This is a genomic window from Flavobacterium suzhouense, assembly GCF_042684765.1.
Taxonomy (GTDB): domain Bacteria; phylum Bacteroidota; class Bacteroidia; order Flavobacteriales; family Flavobacteriaceae; genus Flavobacterium; species Flavobacterium suzhouense.
Genome location: NZ_JBHUMD010000026.1, coordinates 80,225 through 100,475, shown reverse-complemented (window position 1 = coordinate 100,475; position 20,251 = coordinate 80,225). Strand labels below are relative to the sequence as shown.

At 44.0% G+C, this 20,251-nt stretch carries 16 protein-coding genes and 1 pseudogene; 12 read left to right on the top strand and 5 right to left on the bottom strand.

Annotation, left to right across the window (positions count from 1 at the left end; translation table 11 throughout):
* Positions 1 to 9: 9 nt before the first annotated feature.
* The 4 genes and pseudogenes from ACFSR3_RS11275 to ACFSR3_RS11260 all read right to left on the bottom strand — a co-directional run bounded on the left by ACFSR3_RS11275 (position 10) and on the right by ACFSR3_RS11260 (position 2,289).
* The gene (locus ACFSR3_RS11275; RefSeq protein WP_379821067.1) at positions 10 to 285 is read right to left on the bottom strand and encodes a DUF6520 family protein; all 276 of its coding nucleotides are present in this window, start codon (positions 283 to 285) and stop codon (positions 10 to 12) included.
* A 55-nt stretch (positions 286 to 340) separates the two neighbouring features.
* Complete coding sequence (locus ACFSR3_RS11270) at positions 341 to 1,387, bottom strand: hypothetical protein (RefSeq protein WP_379821605.1); 1,047 nt, start codon at positions 1,385 to 1,387, stop codon at positions 341 to 343.
* Between the two features lie 78 nt (positions 1,388 to 1,465).
* Positions 1,466 to 1,858: pseudogene (locus ACFSR3_RS11265) on the bottom strand (MauE/DoxX family redox-associated membrane protein); the annotation flags it as partial.
* A 143-nt stretch (positions 1,859 to 2,001) separates the two neighbouring features.
* Positions 2,002 to 2,289: a hypothetical protein gene (locus tag ACFSR3_RS11260; protein ID WP_379821065.1), complete on the bottom strand. Its 288-nt coding sequence runs from the start codon at positions 2,287 to 2,289 to the stop codon at positions 2,002 to 2,004.
* Between the two features lie 640 nt (positions 2,290 to 2,929).
* Here ACFSR3_RS11260 and ACFSR3_RS11255 point away from each other — a divergent pair.
* From ACFSR3_RS11255 to xseB, 8 genes are all read left to right on the top strand, one after another.
* Positions 2,930 to 5,185, top strand: coding sequence for a hypothetical protein (locus ACFSR3_RS11255; RefSeq protein WP_379821064.1), 2,256 nt, complete (start codon positions 2,930 to 2,932; stop codon positions 5,183 to 5,185).
* Positions 5,186 to 5,189: 4 nt separating this feature from the next.
* Complete coding sequence (locus ACFSR3_RS11250; protein WP_379821063.1) at positions 5,190 to 6,353, top strand: hypothetical protein; 1,164 nt, start codon at positions 5,190 to 5,192, stop codon at positions 6,351 to 6,353.
* Positions 6,354 to 6,479: 126 nt separating this feature from the next.
* Positions 6,480 to 6,875 (top strand): plasmid mobilization protein, encoded by a 396-nt coding sequence (locus ACFSR3_RS11245; protein WP_379821062.1) that lies wholly within the window; start codon positions 6,480 to 6,482, stop codon positions 6,873 to 6,875.
* Positions 6,863 to 8,146 carry a relaxase/mobilization nuclease domain-containing protein gene (locus ACFSR3_RS11240; RefSeq protein ID WP_379821061.1) on the top strand — a complete coding sequence of 428 codons (1,284 nt, stop codon included), beginning with the start codon at positions 6,863 to 6,865 and terminating at the stop codon, positions 8,144 to 8,146. Before ACFSR3_RS11245 ends, ACFSR3_RS11240 begins: the two co-directional genes overlap by 13 nt.
* Before the next feature lie 11 nt (positions 8,147 to 8,157).
* Positions 8,158 to 10,143 (top strand): conjugal transfer protein MobC, encoded by a 1,986-nt coding sequence (gene mobC, locus ACFSR3_RS11235; protein ID WP_379821060.1) that lies wholly within the window; start codon positions 8,158 to 8,160, stop codon positions 10,141 to 10,143.
* 16 nt (positions 10,144 to 10,159) lie between these two features.
* On the top strand, positions 10,160 to 11,146 hold the full coding sequence (locus ACFSR3_RS11230; RefSeq protein WP_379821058.1) for a PDDEXK nuclease domain-containing protein: 987 nt from the start codon (positions 10,160 to 10,162) through the stop codon (positions 11,144 to 11,146).
* Positions 11,139 to 12,854 (top strand): exodeoxyribonuclease VII large subunit, encoded by a 1,716-nt coding sequence (gene xseA / locus ACFSR3_RS11225; protein WP_379821057.1) that lies wholly within the window; start codon positions 11,139 to 11,141, stop codon positions 12,852 to 12,854. The genes ACFSR3_RS11230 and xseA overlap by 8 nt, the downstream gene beginning before the upstream one ends.
* Positions 12,836 to 13,063 carry an exodeoxyribonuclease VII small subunit gene (xseB, locus tag ACFSR3_RS11220; protein WP_379821056.1) on the top strand — a complete coding sequence of 76 codons (228 nt, stop codon included), beginning with the start codon at positions 12,836 to 12,838 and terminating at the stop codon, positions 13,061 to 13,063. The genes xseA and xseB overlap by 19 nt, the downstream gene beginning before the upstream one ends.
* A gap of 5 nt (positions 13,064 to 13,068) precedes the next feature.
* Here the strand turns inward: xseB and ACFSR3_RS11215 are convergent, their stop codons facing one another.
* Positions 13,069 to 13,839: an XRE family transcriptional regulator gene (locus tag ACFSR3_RS11215; RefSeq protein WP_379821055.1), complete on the bottom strand. Its 771-nt coding sequence runs from the start codon at positions 13,837 to 13,839 to the stop codon at positions 13,069 to 13,071.
* Between the two features lie 87 nt (positions 13,840 to 13,926).
* Here ACFSR3_RS11215 and dinB point away from each other — a divergent pair, with 87 nt between their 5' ends.
* From dinB to ACFSR3_RS11195, 4 genes are read left to right on the top strand one after another with little or no spacing between them, the layout of a single operon-like run.
* The gene (gene dinB / locus ACFSR3_RS11210; RefSeq protein WP_379821054.1) at positions 13,927 to 15,084 is read left to right on the top strand and encodes a DNA polymerase IV; all 1,158 of its coding nucleotides are present in this window, start codon (positions 13,927 to 13,929) and stop codon (positions 15,082 to 15,084) included.
* 19 nt (positions 15,085 to 15,103) lie between these two features.
* Entirely contained in the window at positions 15,104 to 18,184 is a 3,081-nt protein-coding gene (locus tag ACFSR3_RS11205; protein ID WP_379821053.1) for a DNA polymerase III subunit alpha, read from the top strand.
* Between the two features lie 5 nt (positions 18,185 to 18,189).
* Positions 18,190 to 19,572, top strand: a complete 1,383-nt coding sequence (locus tag ACFSR3_RS11200) for an exonuclease domain-containing protein (RefSeq protein ID WP_379821052.1) — start codon at positions 18,190 to 18,192, stop codon at positions 19,570 to 19,572.
* A 30-nt stretch (positions 19,573 to 19,602) separates the two neighbouring features.
* Complete coding sequence (locus ACFSR3_RS11195; protein ID WP_379821051.1) at positions 19,603 to 20,226, top strand: alpha-ketoglutarate-dependent dioxygenase AlkB family protein; 624 nt, start codon at positions 19,603 to 19,605, stop codon at positions 20,224 to 20,226.
* Positions 20,227 to 20,251 lie beyond the last annotated feature (25 nt).

Below are 20,251 nucleotides of genomic sequence, written 5' to 3'. Positions count from 1 at the left end.
CACGGTATACTATGGAATTACCTTCCATAGCAGCTCTGCACACTGATTGGTACCGGTCAGTCTGTAAACATTCTGTTCAGGCGTCAGTGCCTTGCAGATTTGACCATTGTTCATGGTCTGGCAGTTTACAGAAACCTCAAAACACGGATTGGAAGTCTGGTGGACATATCCGGTAATGTTCAGCGCACCTTCTTTACTGTCTTCAACAGCCTTTGTACCCACAGCACCTGCACTTGCCAGCATAAACGCCGCTACAGGTAAAATCAATTTTGCAATTGCTTTCATAATATAAGAAATTAAATTAAAGATTTGATCTACTCTTTTTTACAGGTTTTCGATCTTACTTCCTGGTTTTATTAAATGATTTATTTATTTCGTAACGTTGCAACTCATGCCCCACAAGTACAAATAAATTGGAATTGAAAGGCATCATATCCCGGAGTTTGGACTCCTGTCCGTTATAGATATAAAAACTAAAAAGGTATTCCCCCTCGACAAAATCGTAGACATCTATAATGCTCGCAATTTCCCACATTCGATCGGCTTCAAACTTTCCCCTGGCAGTTGAATTGACAAGTAGTAAATTGTCATAGGTAGCTGCAATCTTATTGATTACGAGTCCGGGTGATGAGAGCTGTCGTTTACCTGAAATACGGTCATATGAAGTCTTTATACCTGCAATCCTGTTAGTATCAATAGTATTCCCACGATGGGATAATTGCAGCTTGTGATTGGTAACCGTAAACTGGTTCCGATAGTAATACAGGTATATAAAACTTTCGGAGCTTTTATTATAGAGCATAGTGCCATCAACATCAAACAGACCATCAATCTGTTTCTGCAGGATGTCATCTCTGTAGCGAACCGCATTCCTGTCATTAAGATCTATGCTTCCAATTACAGTCCTTTGATTGCCCGGCTGATACTGTTTGAAAATGATTTCATTTTCACTTGTTGCTAAAGCGTTAGTGAAATAAATATCGTTGGGCTGCATTACGATTTTAGCCTTCCAGTCCGATATACTTCCCTTAAAAATAACAGGTACCGTTCCATCGTACACGTAAAAGTTTTTTCCTTTAACCTGCACCTGTATGCGGGTAAATGGCAACTTGTCATTCTCAAGTTGAATAACATGTTGCTTCCTGCTCTTGAGCATGGTGTCAACCTCGAATATGTGCAGTGGCGCACGGCTGTCGCCAAGGTATAGTTGAGTATTATCAGTTCCGGCGAAGTAGAGGGAAGCAGTATGCAGTTTCATCTCACCTGACCGCTCTGCATATCCTGTAACATACTTTCGTATGAATGGATTATCTTGGTGCATCCTGCGCTCTGAATTTCCATACATGACTGTAAGTGCTGCTATACTCAATACAGAGATGCTTAACATGAAGACTAGTTTTTTGCCTGGATTGGATAATTTCGCTACCGAATCCGACCGGGATCCAGGATAAAATAGTATTGCAAGCAGAGCCAAGAGAACAAAACAACAATTAAATATGAAATGTTCCTTCCATCCCATTTTTTCAAGGATTCCACCACAGGAACAGGGAATGTCCGAACTGTAATTTAGAATGATAAAAATGTATACAGTAAATAATATCATTAATGTAAATGCCCCATAGAGGCCTCCCAGCCTGAACCGTTGAAAACATAAAAGGACGGCAAGGATAATTTCAAGCAGTAAAACACCGTATGAGATAATTCCCGCATAGATACTCAATAGTGGTGACTGACCAATCTGAGCCTGAAAATTTTGAAAATCAATGATCTTGCTTACTGCCGCGTAAACAAACAGAATGACATAGAGGTAACAGACTATTTCTATGAAGGCAGACCGAATTAAACATTGGATTTTCATTTGCTGTAATAATTTAGCTTTGTGTACTGGCTAAATTACTGTCATATAATAAAAAAGAGATTGCTCAAACCGTTCCGGAAATTATAAAAAGCAGGCTTTTTTAAAACAATAGGGCTACCGTAAAAAAGGTAGCCCTTAGTTGTTTACTTGGTACTGGCAAGGCTCTTCAGTTTTTCACTGAGTTCAGTCAGTCCTGCCTTGTCCAGAAAATCTTGGGAAATATCCCTGAGTTCCTGGCGGGACTCTTCCGGGGCGGAAGCAAACAGGCCGCCCTTGCCCTCCCCTTTTTCGGTAAGCCCCTGTTCAATGACATGGGTCAGTAGTAATACATTTTTTCTTGAAATGCGCATGTCGATTCGTACGGCATCATTCATCCCGGGGCTGCTTAAGATGGTATCAAATACCTGCCCCACTTCATTTGTTGTCAGCATACGTCCTGGTTTTTAATTAGACTTCTAAAAAACAAATTTAGAAAAGGGGCTTTGAATTATCATAGTCAAAATTTACACATCGTTATATAGCCTCCCGCTTCACTACACATTTAATTTATCTGCCCTTGCTAGCAGGATTATAGGTAACAGGATACGCAGCTAAAAGATGATATTTTCAACGGGTGCACAAACCTTCGGACCCGTCCTCAGTACAGTGCCCCTTAAGGTTGGAAGGGGCGAAAAAAAATCAACTCCGCACGCTCTATGGATTTACTTTCGCAAAGCCTTTCTTAGCTTAGAGGGATACCGAATAATTCTTTTTTCCAAATCTTCTGTATCCTCATATACTACTCTGACTATAATGGAAACAGTATTTAAAAGTGGACGTTCCTAAGGAAGATTGCCTCCTCTGTTGCAATCGGCAAGATGAACGGTTGTATCACACAACCGGGATCTTGCTGCCCTAGCCTCGGAACTCGGGACAGCAGAATATTTCATTTAGGTAGAAAAAAGAGTTGTAAAATTACCCTGAGTTGGCTTAAATATTATAATTTACGGCTCTCTATTTGGAATAGTAGTTAGTAAGTCCCAACATAAGCTAGCGACGAGTCAATTATTTATAAACCAATTTAAATTAATAATGCATACAACTTCTGTACCTCTATATGAATTTAAAATTTTAGCAGTTCGGCCGCATACAGATTGTAGTAAAAACATATCTAAAGTTTTACGCAACGGTATGCTTTATCAATTCTATAATCATTATACTTTTCTTAATTCAGAAGGCAATGCCGTTACACCTAACGATGAGATTGTTGCATATGAGCCTAACGATCTTGTGCCTAACGACCTTTATACTATAGATAACCTTCAAATCAATATTTCAGCGATAGTAGGCAAAAACGGTTGCGGAAAAAGTACGTTAATTGAATTGATACTTTATTGTACTTATATTTTGGGAATAAACCTAACAGATACTGATGGGAACACGCTCCTGCCGACACATTTCCAACAGCTTGAAAAGTACATTGGTGAAAAGAAATATTTGCTGCGCAAACAGAGAGAAGAGAAACGCAAAATATTGGATGCGATTTCACAAAATAAAGCAGATTCAGCAGATTTTGAAAAGAAATTAGACACCCTGATTAATCTTCCTGGAAAACCTTTAGATTTATTAAGGGATATAGACGATATGGAGAAGCAGCAAAGAGATGCTGAAGAAGAACATAAATCAATAATTGCAGGCTTACATTGCAGTATTTACTTTGAGATCAATGATGTTGTCTGGGAATTCAATACAGATACATTTAATCAAAAAATCACATCTGATATAAACGAAAATGACCTTGCGGGAAAAATTAAGGCTATAAATATTCATGATTTGGACAGCCAGGGTCTTCTTAATAATTTCTTCTACAATATTGTTCTTAATTATTCACATCATGCACTTAATTCCCGCTTTCTTGGATATTGGGTCAATACATTATTTCACAAAAATGATGGTTATAAGACTCCTGGGGTAATTAATCCTATGCGTACGGAAGGTGATTTTGAAATAAATACCGAAATTCACCTTTCCAAATATAGGCTACTAGGAAATCTTTTAGCTGAGGCTTTGCATAATAAGGGAAAAAAATTACTGGTAACAGAAAAGCAATATTTGCATAAGGTTCGATTCACCCACAAGCCTACAGGTGATAAAAATAAAATAAGTTTAGGAACTCCCGGGTCTCCGATAAAACAGGAAGATTTTATTATTGGAGGTCCTAGTGACCTGGTGAATGTGATTCTGAAAATACTTCCCTTATACTTTGAAGGTTCCTTCGATGATGTAGCTGTTCTTGACAAAGATCAACCCTATACGGTTGAACTTATCAACTATTTGGGAAAAAAAGTCTTAAAGATCTTTAAGAACTATCCGGAGTACAATCCAAAAGAAGAATTTACGAACATACTTGACTTTTTTGAAAAAGCATTGCCTATAATTAGGGAAGACGAATCACATGTAACTTTTAAGGTGCACAGGACTGCTTTTTTTCTGAAAAAAAACCTTTATTCCACAAATAAGGCCAAATGGGGAGAGGATAATAATTCAATTGAATTTACCCTGGATGAACTTCTTGATTGGATGGAGATAGAAAGTCCTGAAGATTCGCTCTCGATTTTTGAAACAATGCCTCCTTCAATTTTTGATATTGATTTTATTCTAGATGAATCCGACAACTACAAAGAATATGAAAAGGATGCAGAAAAGGATTTACCTCTACTGACTAGCTTGAGCTCTGGTGAACAGCAAAAGCTCTATATTATCAATACAGTAATCTATCATTTGAACAACTTATACTCTGTTCACTATTCAAGTAAAAAAGTCCAAAGGCTGAAATACAGTTATGTAAATATTATATTTGATGAAATTGAATTATACTTTCATCCGGACATGCAGCGTAGATTTATTGACTATTTACTTACCACCCTAAAACGCTATTCTTTTATCACTCAGGAGAGTGAAAAATGTATTAAAGCCTTAAATATTCTATTTTCAACACATTCACCATTCATATTATCCGACATACCACGTCAAAATATACTATTGTTGGAATACGATGTGGAGCTTAAACAGTCGGTGCCCCAAACTATCGACAAGCAGACCTTCGGTGCGAACATACATGAGTTGCTGGCAAACAGTTTTTTCTTTAATGACGCTAGCTTTATAGGAGAAAAAGCCGATAAAATATTAAAATCACTTATAAAAAGAATTGTTGAGCTTAGGGAAAATAAAATTAGAATAGGTGATGAAGAATTTAAGTCGCTCACTGAAAAGATTGCTATTATTGGTGAACCTTTTTTTAGAGAAAAATTGAAGGAAATGTTATGGGATGTTTATAATGTAAAATGATAAGATGATAAAGATAACCCATCAAGAATTAAGCCGCATAAACAAAGATTATACGGATAAGATATTGGAGCAATTCGAGGAGAAGAAAACCAATATTTTCAAAATTATCTCTCTGATGCAATCCAAGGACCCTGTTACAGCGGTTGATGTGAAAGGGAATGTAAAGGCATTGCTTAAAGCCTTAAAAGTAGTACTAAATTCTAAAGAGCTTAAAACACCGACCTTACAAACTAAAGAAACCGATTTCCTTGTTCATCACATAAATGAAAATAGGATTTTTGATGCAGAAACAATTAAAACTAAAACTACTCGCCTATTGGATGTTAGCAACCAGGTTAATGCAATATTTAATTCGGGATATCTCCGACCGTTGATCTCAAAAGCGGCAGTAGGTCTAAAGGATCTCAATCAGTACTTTACCAAGTATTGTGTTCTTGATACATTGATATACCTCTACTTTTTTGATTACGAGGATTATTATGGCATTTTAAATTCACACATTGCAAATAAACTTGGTATAAAATGTTGTCCCTATTGCAATCGTAATTATATAACATCGGTACAGAATATTAAAGGTAAACGAATCATAGGTCCAACATATGATCACTATTTTCATAAAAAAATATATAAATTTCTTACTCTGAGTTTTTATAACCTAATACCAAGTTGCTATATATGCAATAGCAACCTCAAAGGACAAATCGACTTTGGTCTTGATACGCATTTGCATCCGTATTATGATGAATTTGGAGCAGATGCTACATTCGATTTTAATCTTGATTTGGTAAACAGCGGAAATACTCCTGAAAAAATATTTGAACCTAAAATTAAAATTAATACAACAAGTCCTGCGATTATTCTAAAACTGAAGGGACTTGATAAAGATGCCAAAAACAAAAAAACAGGCAGTCTTAAAGTTTTCCAATTAGAAGAAATATACAAATCACATTTTGACACTGTGGAAGAAATCCATACGAAATTCGACAGGAACAGTCCATATTACATTAACTCCATAAAAGATAATCTAGATGCATTAGGCGTTCCCGAAGGCGAATTTTACAGATTTCATTTCCATAATTATTATAATATTGAAGATTTCCATAAAAAGCCCCTATCCAAATTAATGAGGGACATCTATGATAAAATGAAACAACTGCAATCGAAATAAAAATATTATTTACTGACAATTCATAAGGTTTTCTATGCATGATTTTATCAAGGTAACTTGAGCATAATTTGCCCATGATTGCCTCCTTTGTATTTCTACCCTAATTTTGATTAAAATGAAGGAGTGATGCAAAAGAAAGCGAAAAGTAAGAAAACTAGAATAAAATGGTTACATCTCAGATTAACAGAGAGTGAGCACAGGCTTTTGGCATCCCGCCGCAAGGGTACACAATGCCGTAATCTCAGCGAATATTTACGCTCAGTAATTTTTAATTTACCAGTAACGGCTACGTATCGAAATCTGACTCAGGATAGTCTATTACAGCAAATGGTTGTAACCAATCGAGAGCTTAATGCGATTGGAAAAAATCTCAATCAAATTACCAAAAAACTTCATCTTTTAAGTCCTGAAAAAGTTCCTGATTGGTATAAAAACTTTGAACCATTGCTGCAGATACTGGTACATAAGATTAATGAAACGAAAGAAAATCTAATACTTATTTCCACGAAATGGTTGCGGTGATTAAGGTAAGTAGTTCCATTAACCGTATCCTGAACTATAATGAAAATAAGGTGAGCCAGGAAAAGGCAGTGTACCTGGGCGGCAACAACTTTCCGGGGGAAGCTGCTGATTTACCATATACCGCACGGCTGAACTATTTTACAAGGCGTATGGAACTCAATACCAATACAAAGCGCAACAGCCTGCACATCTCCCTGAATTTTGATACCTCGGAAAAGGGATTGAGCGATAAAAAGATGGCCGAAATTGCACATTCCTATATGAAGGAACTGGGCTTTGGGGAGCAGCCCTACCTGATGTACCGCCACCACGATGCGGGGCATCCGCACCTGCATCTGGTTACCACTAATATACAGGTAGATGGTAAGCGTATCGACCTGCACCATTTGGGGATACGGAAGTCCGAGCCGGCACGCAAAAAACTGGAAGAGCATTTTGGGCTGGTTCGCGCAGAGGATCGTAAAAACAAAAAAACGCTCCCTGAGAAAATACTCCGCCCTATTAGTTATGGAAAAACGGAAACACGCGCAGCCATCCAGAACGTACTGGAGGCTGTACTGGACCGCTACAAGTATACCAGCCTGCACGAGCTGAATGCCGTATTAGGCATCTATAACGTAAGTGCCGAGCGTGGCAGTGAGGGCTCTCGAATGGAACGGCACAAGGGACTTCAGTATCGTATACTGGACGATAGTGGCCAACCTGTCGGCGTACCCATTAAGGCAAGCCTATTTTACAGCAGGCCTACACTGCAGCGACTGGAAGGCAAGTTTGCCCGGAACAAGATCACAGGCAAGGGACAGATACTCCACATAAAGAATAGCATTGACCGATTGGAAGCCAAAAAAAAGGGTGCCGGGATCGCGGATGTGGAACAGGCTCTGGCCAGGGAGGGAATTAGCCTTGTAACACGCCGCAACAGCGAGGGTTTTATTTATGGGCTCACCTATGTGGATCATAAGATGGGTGTGGTCTGCAACGGCAGCAGCCTGGGGAAACCCTACAGTGCTAAGGCCATGCAGGAACGTTTTACCTTGGATGCTAGTGCGGGTCAAACAAGGTTATCATCATTAGAATTAAAAGAACAGAGGCTGAATAAAATTGCTTATGACCTCTCCCTTCGTGACCCAGAGGACTCTTCGTCAGGGATTATACGTGAGATAGCCAAGCTGCTGGATAAGCTAATGGCTATGGAGCGCGCACCGGAATACGTGTCGAAGCATTATACCCGAAAAAGGAAAAAAAGAAAAAGGCGTGGGCCTTTGCATTAAATACTGCCGCTATGAATACAGGAGAAAATGAACAGGCATTGCGCAAGATTCTGGACATGACCCGGCTGATCAGCCTGGTACTTCTTTTTTTGCATTTCTACTACGAGTGCTATGGCTTTTTCAGCCACTTCGGGCTATATAGTGAATTTACCGACAGGATATTAGGCAATGTCCGTGCTACAGGATTGTACGGATGGTTTCACAAACCCAAACTGATTGCCCTAGGCTTTTTAGGTATATCCCTTTTGGGAGCGAAAGGCCGGAAGGATGAGAAGCTGAAAGTGAAGCAGGCACTTTGGCGTATAGTTATCGGTTTGGGACTGTATTTCGGTGCCATGGCAGTGATGGTTTTAAGTTTTGGCAGTATGGCTAGGGCCGTGGTGTATATGACGGTTTGTACTGCTGGATTTCTGCAGGTACTATCAGGAGGCATGCGGCTCTCGCGTATCATCACCCGCAAGCTGGATGGCAGGGACATCTTCAACGCCCTGAACGAGACCTTCCCGCAGGAAGAACGGCTATTGGAAAACGAATACTCGGTTAACCTTCCCTCCCGCTACCGCCTGAAAGACAAGGTGCGTAAAAGCTGGATCAACATCATCAACCCCTTCCGTGCCCTGATGGTGCTCGGTACGCCCGGCTCGGGCAAATCCTATTTTGTCATCCGCCATGTCATTACCCAGCATATCACCAAGGGGTTTACCATGTTCGTGTATGATTTTAAATTCGATGACCTCTCGCGAATTGCGTATAATGCCTGGCTCAGTAACAAGGACAACTACCCTGTACCTGCCCGGTTTTACGTGATCAATTTCGATGACCTGAGCCGTTCCCACCGGTGCAATCCGCTGGAGCCTTCCTCCATGACCGATATTACCGATGCGGCGGAATCGGCGCGTACCATCCTAATGGGGCTGAATCGGGAATGGATTAAAAAACAGGGTGATTTTTTTGTGGAATCACCCATAAATTTCCTGACCGCAGTGATCTGGTACCTGCGTAAATACAAAGACGGGCAGTTCTGTACCCTGCCCCATGTCATCGAACTGATGCAGGTGGACTATGACAATCTTTTTACCCTTTTACGTACCGAAAAAGAAATCGAAGTGCTGATTAATCCCTTTGTCAACGCCTACTTAAATGATGTTATGGAGCAGCTGGAGGGACAGATTGCCTCGGCTAAAATAGCCCTGGCCAGACTGTCCTCCCCACAGCTGTACTATGTGCTCTCGGGTAATGATTTTCTGCTGGACATCAACAATCCCAAGGATCCCAAAATAGTTTGTATGGGTAATAACCCTCAAAAGATACAGATTTATGGGGCAGTACTATCCCTATACGTGACACGTCTTGTCAAGCAGGTCAACAAAAAGGGGAAACTCAAAAGCAGCCTGGTATTCGATGAATTCCCTACCATCTACCTTAATAATATGGACAGCCTTATTGCCACTGCGCGGAGCAATAAGGTGGCTACCTGCCTGGGCATACAGGATTTCAGCCAGTTGCGTAAAGATTACGGTCGCGAACAGGCCGATGTGATCATGAACATTACGGGCAACATCATCTCAGGGCAGGTCACCGGGGATACCGCCAAGCAGCTCTCCGAGCGTTTTGGCAAGATCATGCAGGACCGGGAGAGCCTGTCCATCAACAGCAACGATACCTCCATCAGCCGATCCAAACAGCTTGAGTCAGCAATACCGGCCTCAAAGATTGCCGCCCTGAGTTCCGGGGAATTTGTGGGTATGGTGGCCGATGACCCCCTGAATAAAATTGAACTCAAGGCCTTTCATTGTGAAATACTGAATGACCATGAAGCCATTAAAAAGGAAGAAGCAGGTTATGAGGAAATCAAACCGGTACGCAAAATAGAACCATTGATGGTACAGCAGAACTATATGCAGGTAAAACAAGATGTGCAGGAGATCATTCAGTCGGAAATGGAGCGGCTTTTAGCTGATCCTGCACTATCACATCTGGTAGTACATAAGCAATAACTAAATATACAGGAGCATGATACAAAGACAGTTTGAAGAGGTTGCAGGACTCATAAATGCAGCCCGTAACAATGCGATTAAAGCCGTTAATAAGGAAATGATTGACCTTTACTGGACTATCGGCAAATATATAAATACAAAGATTGAAAGTGCAGAATGGGGAGAGTCAGTAGTAGCAGATCTGGCAACATGGCTGAAATCCAACCAGCCCGATCTCAAAGGGTTTTCCGGTTCCAACCTTTGGCGAATGAGGCAGTTTTTTATCACTTATAAAGATTTTCCAGTTCTCGCACCACTGGTGCGAGAAATTAGCTGGACGCATAATCTGGTAATTTTTTCCCGTTGTAAAACCCCGGAAGAACGTGAATTCTACATCCGTCTCTCAAAAGAGGAACGTTATAGCAAACGGGAACTGGAACGCCAAGTATCATCGGGACTTTTTGAACGTACGATGCTTGGCAATGTAAAACTCGCACCGGTGGTGCGAGAATTTCATCCTGAGGTTATTAATGCTTTTCGGGACAGCTATATATTTGATTTCCTAAATTTGCAGGAGCCTTATGATGAGAGTGACCTGCAGCAAGGGCTTCTGCGTCAGATGAAGAACTTTATTCTGGAATTAGGTAAAGATTTCTTATTTTTCGCAGAGCAATACAAACTTCAGGTAGGCAGCAGCGATTTTTATATCGACTTGCTTTTCTATCACAGAAGCCTGCAGTGCCTGGTCGCTTTGGAGCTCAAGGCCGATAAGTTCAGGCCGGAGCATCTGGGGCAGCTTAATTTTTATCTCGAGGCTTTGGACCGGGATGTAAAGAAACAGCACGAGAATCCAAGCATCGGCATTTTGCTATGCAAAGACAAAGATAACGAGGTTGTGGAATATTCATTAAGCAGGAGCCTTTCGCCTACCATGGTAGCCGAATACCGCACGAAGCTGCCCGATAAGGCAATGCTGCAAAGGAAGTTCAACCAAATAATAAAAGAGCAGGATACAGGTGAGTAATACACATCAGATTAACCCTATAAGGTTGTCCCAGTTAACAGGAGACATTGCCAGGACCATGGAGGATGCCTTCAGGGACATGCGTTTTTGGGTTATTGCCGATGTGACAAACCATACTTTCCGTCCTGATAAAGGGTACCACAATTTTGAACTGGTGGAAAAAGATACTGCTTCATCTGTCGTAATAGCAAAGATTGCCGGCAAAGCGTGGGGCAATGGAAGTCAGAAGATAGCTGCTTTCGAGCAGGCGACCGGTCAGCGTTTTACCAGCAATATTCATGTACTGGTAAATATTGCCGTTGAGTATCATCCCGTATATGGTATGAGTGCCAGTGTTTTGGAAATCGACAGCAGTTTTACACTGGGACAACTAGAACAACAACGGGCCGCAACCCTTGAAAGACTTATTGCGCAAAATACATTTATCCGTAAAGTAGGCGATGAATACCATACAGCAAATAAAGAGCTTCACCTGAATCATGTGATCCAGCGTATAGCTTTACTTTCTTCCTCTATTTCAGCAGGAGCTGAAGACTTTCGCCATACTCTCGAAAATAACGTTTATGGATACCGTTACAGGGTTGATGATTATTTTGCATCAGTCCAGGGTGACCAGAATGCAGGAAAGCTTATCGACCAGCTTATTGAAATCTATAATTCAGGAACACCCTATGATGTAGTCGTAATATTAAGAGGAGGAGGCGCACAAACCGACTTCCTTATCTTTGACAATTACCGCGTGGCAAGGGCTGTGGCAAAATTTCCTATACCGGTCATTACAGGCATCGGACATCAGAAGAACCAGAGTATAACGGACTTAATGGCGCACACCCAGACCAAAACCCCTACTAGGGCAGCCGAACTGATTATAGCACATAACAGAAATTTTGAAGAATTACTCTCGGGGTTCCAAAAAAGGATTATCATTAAAGCCCAGCAGCGAATAGCAGCTGGCAGCAACACTATTGCATCTCTGCGTTCGGAAGTAATTAATTATACTCAAAGAATATTATCGGAACGTAAACAGGATATGACAGGGTCCAGACATGCACTGGTTTCCCTGCAACGACAATATTTTGCCGATATAAAAGAAAAGCTATCCGCTAATAGTGTACTCTTGCTTACCAGGCCAAAATTATTGTTGACCAATGTGGAAAATGAACTTACGATCCTGAAAAAAGAAATCAGCCGCAGCAGTAATGATTTCTTAAATACAAAGAAAATATCCCTCAACCAAAATAGCATAGCCAATGGGCTTAGCTTAAATGTCCTTGTTAACAGGCTCACACAGCTTAGGGATACACTGCGTCAAAATAGCCAAAGACTGGCAAGAAATACCGACAAAGTATTAACCAATAAAGAAAAGGAACTGATTGATTTAAGCATTGAACTGCGTAGTGGTCCGAGAATAAGCCTAAACAATCACCGCAATGCACTTGCTGATAAGCTCCGTATCCTTGAAACTGCTGCCTACAGGCAGTTAGCAAATCATAAAGGCAACCTTGAAAGCCAATCGCTTGCCGTGCGAGTGATGGCTCCCGAAAATATACTACGCAAGGGATATGCTGTCTTGAAAAAAGGCGATGAAATAATTAGCGATCCGGCTAAAATACTGGCAGGTGACACCATCGAAATCATCATGAAGGAGGAAACAATCACCTCTATTGTAGAATATAAAAAAAACAACGAATGGAACAAAACCAAATAACCTATGAACAGGCTTATAATGAGCTGACTGAAATAACACGTGAGATTGAAAATGAATCAATCTCTGTGGATGAACTGGCCCTTAAAGTGAAACGCGCCTCTGAACTCATAAGCATCTGCCAGGCCAAACTGCGTGCTGCAGAATCAGAGGTCAGCAATATCATAAGCCAGATGAATGGCAGCCATCAGAAAGAAACAGGTCAGGAATAAGATAATTATCTTGAATTTATCTGTTTTAATGCCTTCACCTCTTCACGAATACCTAGCAGTAATTCGCGGATGGTCTGCGGGTTTAAATCCTCTGGTTCATATTCCTTAGTAGCAATACTACAGGCATATTCCCATATTTCAAGTACATCGGAAGCCTTTACTTTATAAGGTTCGTAGAAAGTATTATCGGAAATAAGCATAAGGCTGTTCTTGCCGTTTTTGTTCAGCCGTTTATAGACGATACCTTCATCCTTAGTTAGTAATATGTAGGTTTTCCCATCCCTTACTTCTCCAAGGCTCTCCAAATAACGGCCAATGATAAAAGACCCCTCCTTATGAGGAGGCATGGAATCCCCCGTCACTGGAAAAGCACGAAATTTTCCATTACTTAGGAACGGCAGGGTAATATGCTGAAGCCCTTCAATGAACTCGGGGTCGCTGTAGCCATTCAGGTAACCAGCCCTTGCCTTATGGGGAATGATCTCAATAGTGTTCTCCCCTTCCCTGTCTACAGTGATGGGCAAAAGGATACGGTTATCTTCTAACTGCATCAAACCATCAATATCTATTTTTCGAATATCGGCCGTCAATAAAAGATCAATACTGACATGGTAATAATGTGAGATTTTGATCAGTATCTCAAAGGGCGGCTGGGACTTGCCTTCCTCGTACTTGGCAAGCCTGTCACGTGTTATGGCAAGGTTTTCTGCCACGATCGCCTGGGAAACCTCTTTTTTCATCCTGAGGTGCCTGATATTGTCGGAAAATAAAGACATAGCGTTTTTGGGATTATTTATCGCAACAAATATAAAACTTTTTGGGAATATCTATCCTAATTTTGTTCAGTACAAATATGAATAGTTATGGTGCGATCGATTGTACATATGGATCTCGATACTTTTTTTGTCTCCTGTGTGAGGCTGCAGAACAGTGATTTGGAGGGGATTCCCCTGATTGTAGGGGGTGGTGACCGTGGGGTGGTGGCTTCCTGCTCCTATGAGGCCCGCCGCTTCGGCGTGCACTCGGCCATGCCGATTAAAATGGCGCTTCGCCTCTGTCCTGAGGCGCGTATTGTCAAGGGGGATATGGAACTCTTCTCGCGTTATTCCCATACCGTTTCCCAAATCATCGAGGAAAAGGCGCCCGTAATGGAAAAGGCTTCCATCGATGAGTTTTACCTGGATATTACCGGTATGGACCGTTTCCATGGCTCCTACAAATGGACCCATGAACTCTCCTCAATGGTCACCCGTGAGACCGGGCTGCCCATCAGTTTTGCCCTCTCGGTCAACAAGACCGTCTCCAAAATCGGGACTGGGGAAGGCAAGCCCAAAGGCAACCTGGAAATACCCCAGGCCATGGTACAGCCGTTTCTGAACCCTTTATCCATACGAAAGATTCCCATGGTGGGCAACGCCACCTTTACCCTGCTCTCCCGTATCGGTATCCGCAGTATCGGTACCCTGGCCGAAATGCCGGCAAAGGTGCTGCAGGAAATGATCGGCCTTAACGGGTTGGAGCTTTGGAAAAAGGCCAATGGTATCGACCATACCCCGGTAGAACCCTACCGCGAGCGTAAGTCACTCTCCACCGAAGATACCTTTCATCAGGATACCACCGATATGGTATTTTTGCGTGCTGTACTCTCGGGTATGGTGGAAAAGCTGGCCTACCAGCTGCGCAGTGAGGGCTGGCTGACTTCCAATGTGACGGTGAAGATTCGCTATTCCAATTTCGATACCGAAACCCGTCAGGTGACCATCGCCTATACCTCAGCAGATCATACCCTGACCCGTGCCGTACTGGAGGCTTTTGAGAAGCTCTATCAGCGCCGCATGAGCTTACGCCTTGTGGGGGTGCGTTTCGGCAGGCTGGTACGGGGTTCCTACCAGATCAACCTCTTTGAGGATACCCAGGAGATGATGTCCCTGTACCAGGCGATGGACAAGATCAAAAACCGCTTCGGGGCCAACGCCGTGATGCGCTGTAGCGGTGCATTTGTGAAACCTAAGGTGAATTAATTTATTTGTTAGTAGTAGTATGTACCTGAACTGTCATTCCTTTCACTCGTTACGCTACGGTACCATCCCGGTAACTGAGCTAGTTACCCTGGGAAAAAGCCTGGGTGTAACGGCTATGGCGTTGACCGATATCAACACGGTAACAGGCATCTATGAATTCTACAGGCTTTGCCGGGAGGCGGGTATCAAACCGCTGGTCGGGATGGAATTTCGGGAAGGGAATCAGTTACTGTATATCGCCTTGGCAAAGAATCGCTCGGGTATAGCGGAGATCAACCGCCACCGTACCTATCATAATCTGGAGCAAGTTCCTGTGCCTGCTCAGGCACCAGATTTTAAGAATGTAGTGGTTGTCTATCCGATGGATAAGGCGCCGGATACCCTTCGTGAGTTCGAATACATCGGGGTGCGCAGCGGGGAACTGTCCCAATTGATACAGCCGCATTGGAAAAACAGAATAGACAGTATGGTCGTAATGCAGCCGGTTACATTCCGTGACAGAACTGAGTACAACCTGCATCGTATCCTGCGGGCCATTGACCTGAATACCCTGGGTAGTAAGCTCACCCCTTCGGATTATTGCGGGCCGGAGGAACGGATGCTGCCACCCGAAGAGCTTATGGTGCGCTTTAGCTTCTATCCCAAATTGCTGGAGAACACCTTTGCCCTGATCGGGCAATGTGATTTTCACTATGAATTTAGCGTGCCCCGCAACAAAAAGCACTATACCGGAACTCGGGAAACCGACCGGAAACTGCTTACGAGTTTGGCCGAGCAGGGATTGGTACGAAGATATGGGAGTAATAATGAGGCTGCCCGCCTGCGCGTGGAAAAGGAACTGAAGGTTATTGATGAGCTGGGCTTCAGCGGGTATTTCCTGATTACCTGGGATATTGTCCGCTACAGCAACTCCATGGGCTTTCTGCATATCGGGCGCGGCAGCGGAGCCAACAGTATCATTGCCTACTGCCTGGGCATTACTGATATTTGTCCGCTCGAGCTGGATCTGTATTTTGAGCGGTTTTTGAACCTCAACCGTAAAAGCCCGCCGGATTTTGACATCGACTGGTCCTGGAAGGAGCGCGATGTGATACTGGAATATATATTCCGACGTTACGGGGCAGACCATGTGGCCTTCTGCGGTACCAATGTGGAGTTCAAATACAAATCCATATTCCGGGAGGTCGGCAAAGTATTCGGTCTTCCGAAGGAGGAACTCGATGCCCTCTCGGGTACTTCGATGGACCAACAAGATACCAATGAGGTGGTAAAATTAGTGCACCGTTACGGGATGCTGTTGGAGAAATACCCCAACCAGCGATCCATGCACTCCTGCGGGATACTGATATCAGAAGATCCCATTACGGATTTTACGGCACTGGAGCTGCCACCCAAGGGCTTTCCGATCGTGCAGTTCGACATGCATGTGGCCGAAGAGATCGGTTTTGACAAGTTCGATATCCTCTCCCAAAGGGGTATCGGGCACATTGACGAATCGGTACGGCTCATTAAAAAGAACCGCGGAATTACCGTGGACATACGCGATACCTCCCTTTCCAAGGACGAACAGGTATGTAATACCTATCTGGCACAGGGAAAGACCATCGGCTGCTTTTATATCGAAAGCCCGGCCATGCGGGGATTGCTCCGCCGATTAAAGTGTGATAATTACAAAACGCTGGTGGCAGCCTCTTCTATCATACGCCCGGGTGTGGCCCAGAGCGGGATGATGAAAGAATACATCTTCCGTCACAACCATCCCGATAAGTTCGAGTATTTCCATCCGGTCTTTGAGCAACAATTAGGTGAAACCTATGGTATCATGGTCTATCAGGAGGATGTGATCAAGATCGCCCTCCATTACGGGGGACTGGCCGCAGCCGACGGGGACATCCTGCGCCGTGCCATGAGTGGCAAGGGGCGTTCCAAAGCGGCGCTACAGAGAGTAAAGGACAACTTCTTTGCCTCCTGTGCCGCCAAAGGGCATCCTGAGGAGCTGAGCGCGGAGATTTACCGCCAGATCGAGTCCTTTGCCGGGTACTCCTTCTGCAAGGCGCATTCAGCCTCCTATGCCGTAGAAAGCTATCAAAGCCTTTACCTGAAGGTGCACTACCCCATAGAATTCATGGTGGCGGTCATCAACAACCAGGGTGGTTTCTACCGTACAGAGGTGTATGTCCATGAGGCTCGGATGTCCGGGGCAATTATCCATCCCCCCTGCATCAACAAAAGCGAGGTGGAAACCACCCTGTACGCAAAAGACGTTTATCTGGGTTTTATGCACCTGCAGGGGCTTCAGGGGGAGACTGCCCGTTGTATTGTATCCGAACGTCTTGAAAATGGAGACTATAGTTCCTTAGAGGATTTCATTAACCGGGTGCCGATAGGGATTGAAGGCCTGCAGCTGCTGATCTATATCGGGGCCTTCCGCTGTACAGGAAAGAACAAAAATGAATTGCTTGTTACCGCCCGACGTATCATGATGCATTTTAAGCCCACACAGCGTCAGCCGCAATTGCTTCCTGAACCGGTACAGCAGTACAGGCTCCCTGAACTGAAACGCTCCCCTTTTGAGGATGCCTTTGATGAGATTGAGCTTTTGGGTTTCCCGGTATCGGTGACCCCGTTCAACCTTTTGAAAACCGGCTACCGTGGGGATGTCATGGCACGGGATTTGGTGCAGTACCATAAAAGGCAGGTGAAGATGCTGGCCTATCTGGTCTCGCGCAAGCACGTACCCACCAAGATGGGGGCGATGTATTTCGGGACGTGGATCGATGCCAACGGGGAATTCTTTGATACCGCCCATTTTACCGGCAGCCTGAAACAGTACCCCTTTAAGGGCGGGGGCTGTTACCTGCTCTTGGGTACCGTGGAGGTGGATTACCACTTCCCTACCATCACCATAGCCAAAATGGAGAAGCTGCCTTTCATTGCCGATCCGCGCTACAGGGAAACAGAAGAGGAAAGTACCCGTACGGCGCAGCGATTGCGTGAGGATGTTTCGATGACCCATCGTGCCCCTTACCCGCAGGAACAGGAAATCGGCCTGCCAAGGCATAAGATGAATACAGTAACAACTCAGAAAAAGACAGGATAAGCAGGATGAGAAAGAACGAGTACGCTATAGTAGATATCGAGACCACGGGCGGTAATGCCTCGGGGAGCCGCATCACGGAAATCTGCATCATTATCCATGACGGGATAAAGGTGATCGACCGCTGGGAAACCCTGGTGAATCCCCGAAAGGAAATACCCCTGCCGATTTTTGCCCTGACCGGGATTAATAACGAGATGGTGGCCTGCGCGCCTATTTTTGATGACATCGCCGAAAAGGTACTGGAGCTGCTGGAAGGCCGGATATTTGTGGCGCATAATGTGAATTTCGATCATTCCTTTGTAAGGCATGAACTGGAGCATGCCGGGCTGAAATGGACCACACGTAAGCTCTGCACCGTGAGGGCTGCCCGTAAGGTACGACCGGGATTGCCCTCCTACAGTCTGGGCAACCTGTGCCGCGCTTTGGATATACCCCTTACACGTGCCCACCGTGCCGGGGGGGATGCGGATGCCACGGCCATCCTGCTCTCCCGATTACTGTTATGGGATGAGGCTGGGGAAATAGCAAAGATGATCAAGCGGAATTCGCACGACCAGAACCTGCCTCCCAACCTGCCTCAATCCGAATTTGAGCAATTGCCCGAAAAGCCCGGGGTATACTATTTCAATAATCAGGTGGGGAAAGTGGTATATGTCGGGAAGGCCAAGAATATCAAAAAAAGGGTAGCACAGCATTTCTCCGGACATAAGATTACACCCCAGCGCCAGAACTTTATGCGTGATATCCACTCCATCTCCCACGAGGTCTGCGGGACCGAGTTTATGGCACTGCTGCTCGAATGCTGCGAGATCAAAAAGCTGTGGCCGGAGCACAACAGGGCATTGAAGAAGTTCGAGCCGAAATTCGGGCTGTACCACTATGAGGCACGTAGCGGGTATAAGTACCTTGGCGTCGGGAAACTGGCCAAAGGACAAACTTGTGTGGAACACTTCTTTTCCCTGCATGAGGGGGTGAACCTACTCCTATCCCTGGCCGGGGAGTTCGGTATCGATCACCGGTTCTGCCACTACGGGACACCGGATACATGGGATTTCGTTATTAAAAAAGGTACTGCCAATCTGCCCGATATAAAACAGCACAATGCTAAAGTGGAACAGGCTTTGGAGCATATTGTGGGAGGCAAATCGAGTTTCGGTATTGTCGACAAGGGGCGCTCCGGTGAGGAACGCAGCTGCATCTGGGTGGAAAACGGGCATTTCTATGGTATGGGCTATATATCATCGGATGTGGGGATTACACAAGCTTTGGAGCTAAAGGAGTATGTAACTCCTTACCACAGCAATCGCTACATCATGCAACTCATTACAGGCTTTGCAGAGAAATATCCCGGAAAGGTTTTGCGCGCTGAAGTACCTGTCGAAGAATAAAGAGTAGAAAGAAAAGGAAGAAAATGAGATATGATGACACTATTTGAAGATACGGAATTGTTTACCACAGGCAGTGCCCCAAAACGCTATTACGACCTGCCGGATATGGAGCTGATGCAGTATGATGGTTTTGTACCGAAAGCGGAAGCGGATATTTTTTATGAAAAATTACTCCATAATACATCATGGCGGGAATATCAGATGCCGATGTACGATAAGATTGTTACCGCTCCACGTATGATTGCCTGGCATGGCGAACCTGAAGAGGCCGGTGAAGGCGCCCTGCCCTGGACTCCGGAGCTTCTTGCACTTCGAAAAAAGGTGGAACAGGAAACTGGGCTGTCCTTTAATGCGGTATTACTGAACCTGTACCGCAACGGCAGCGACAGTGTTGCATGGCATTCGGATAACGAACACCGCATCGGCAGCAATCCCAATATTGCTTCCGTGACCTTCGGACAGACAAGACCGTTTAGGTTTAGGCACAAGCGCGACAAATCGGTATCCCAGGTTGAGATACCTTTGAATCACGGAACATTGTTACTTATGTCGGGAACTACTAATACTTTTTGGGAGCATCATATACCGAAATCGGCTAAAGAGATGTTGCCGAGGATTAATCTTACTTTCAGGCAAGTAATTAATGGGAACTGATCCTATACCGTTTGTAATATTTTGG

Coding starts and splice junctions, on each gene's coding strand:
- ACFSR3_RS11275 (WP_379821067.1), bottom strand. CDS start 285: ATGAAAGCAATTGCAAAATTGATTTTACCTGTAGCGGCGTTTATGCTG.
- ACFSR3_RS11270 (WP_379821605.1), bottom strand. CDS start 1,387: ATGTTAAGCATCTCTGTATTGAGTATAGCAGCACTTACAGTCATGTAT.
- ACFSR3_RS11260 (WP_379821065.1), bottom strand. CDS start 2,289: ATGCTGACAACAAATGAAGTGGGGCAGGTATTTGATACCATCTTAAGC.
- ACFSR3_RS11255 (WP_379821064.1), top strand. CDS start 2,930: ATGCATACAACTTCTGTACCTCTATATGAATTTAAAATTTTAGCAGTT.
- ACFSR3_RS11250 (WP_379821063.1), top strand. CDS start 5,190: ATGATAAAGATAACCCATCAAGAATTAAGCCGCATAAACAAAGATTAT.
- ACFSR3_RS11245 (WP_379821062.1), top strand. CDS start 6,480: ATGCAAAAGAAAGCGAAAAGTAAGAAAACTAGAATAAAATGGTTACAT.
- ACFSR3_RS11240 (WP_379821061.1), top strand. CDS start 6,863: ATGGTTGCGGTGATTAAGGTAAGTAGTTCCATTAACCGTATCCTGAAC.
- mobC (WP_379821060.1), top strand. CDS start 8,158: ATGAATACAGGAGAAAATGAACAGGCATTGCGCAAGATTCTGGACATG.
- ACFSR3_RS11230 (WP_379821058.1), top strand. CDS start 10,160: ATGATACAAAGACAGTTTGAAGAGGTTGCAGGACTCATAAATGCAGCC.
- xseB (WP_379821056.1), top strand. CDS start 12,836: ATGGAACAAAACCAAATAACCTATGAACAGGCTTATAATGAGCTGACT.
- ACFSR3_RS11215 (WP_379821055.1), bottom strand. CDS start 13,839: ATGTCTTTATTTTCCGACAATATCAGGCACCTCAGGATGAAAAAAGAG.
- dinB (WP_379821054.1), top strand. CDS start 13,927: ATGGTGCGATCGATTGTACATATGGATCTCGATACTTTTTTTGTCTCC.
- ACFSR3_RS11205 (WP_379821053.1), top strand. CDS start 15,104: ATGTACCTGAACTGTCATTCCTTTCACTCGTTACGCTACGGTACCATC.
- ACFSR3_RS11200 (WP_379821052.1), top strand. CDS start 18,190: ATGAGAAAGAACGAGTACGCTATAGTAGATATCGAGACCACGGGCGGT.
- ACFSR3_RS11195 (WP_379821051.1), top strand. CDS start 19,603: ATGATGACACTATTTGAAGATACGGAATTGTTTACCACAGGCAGTGCC.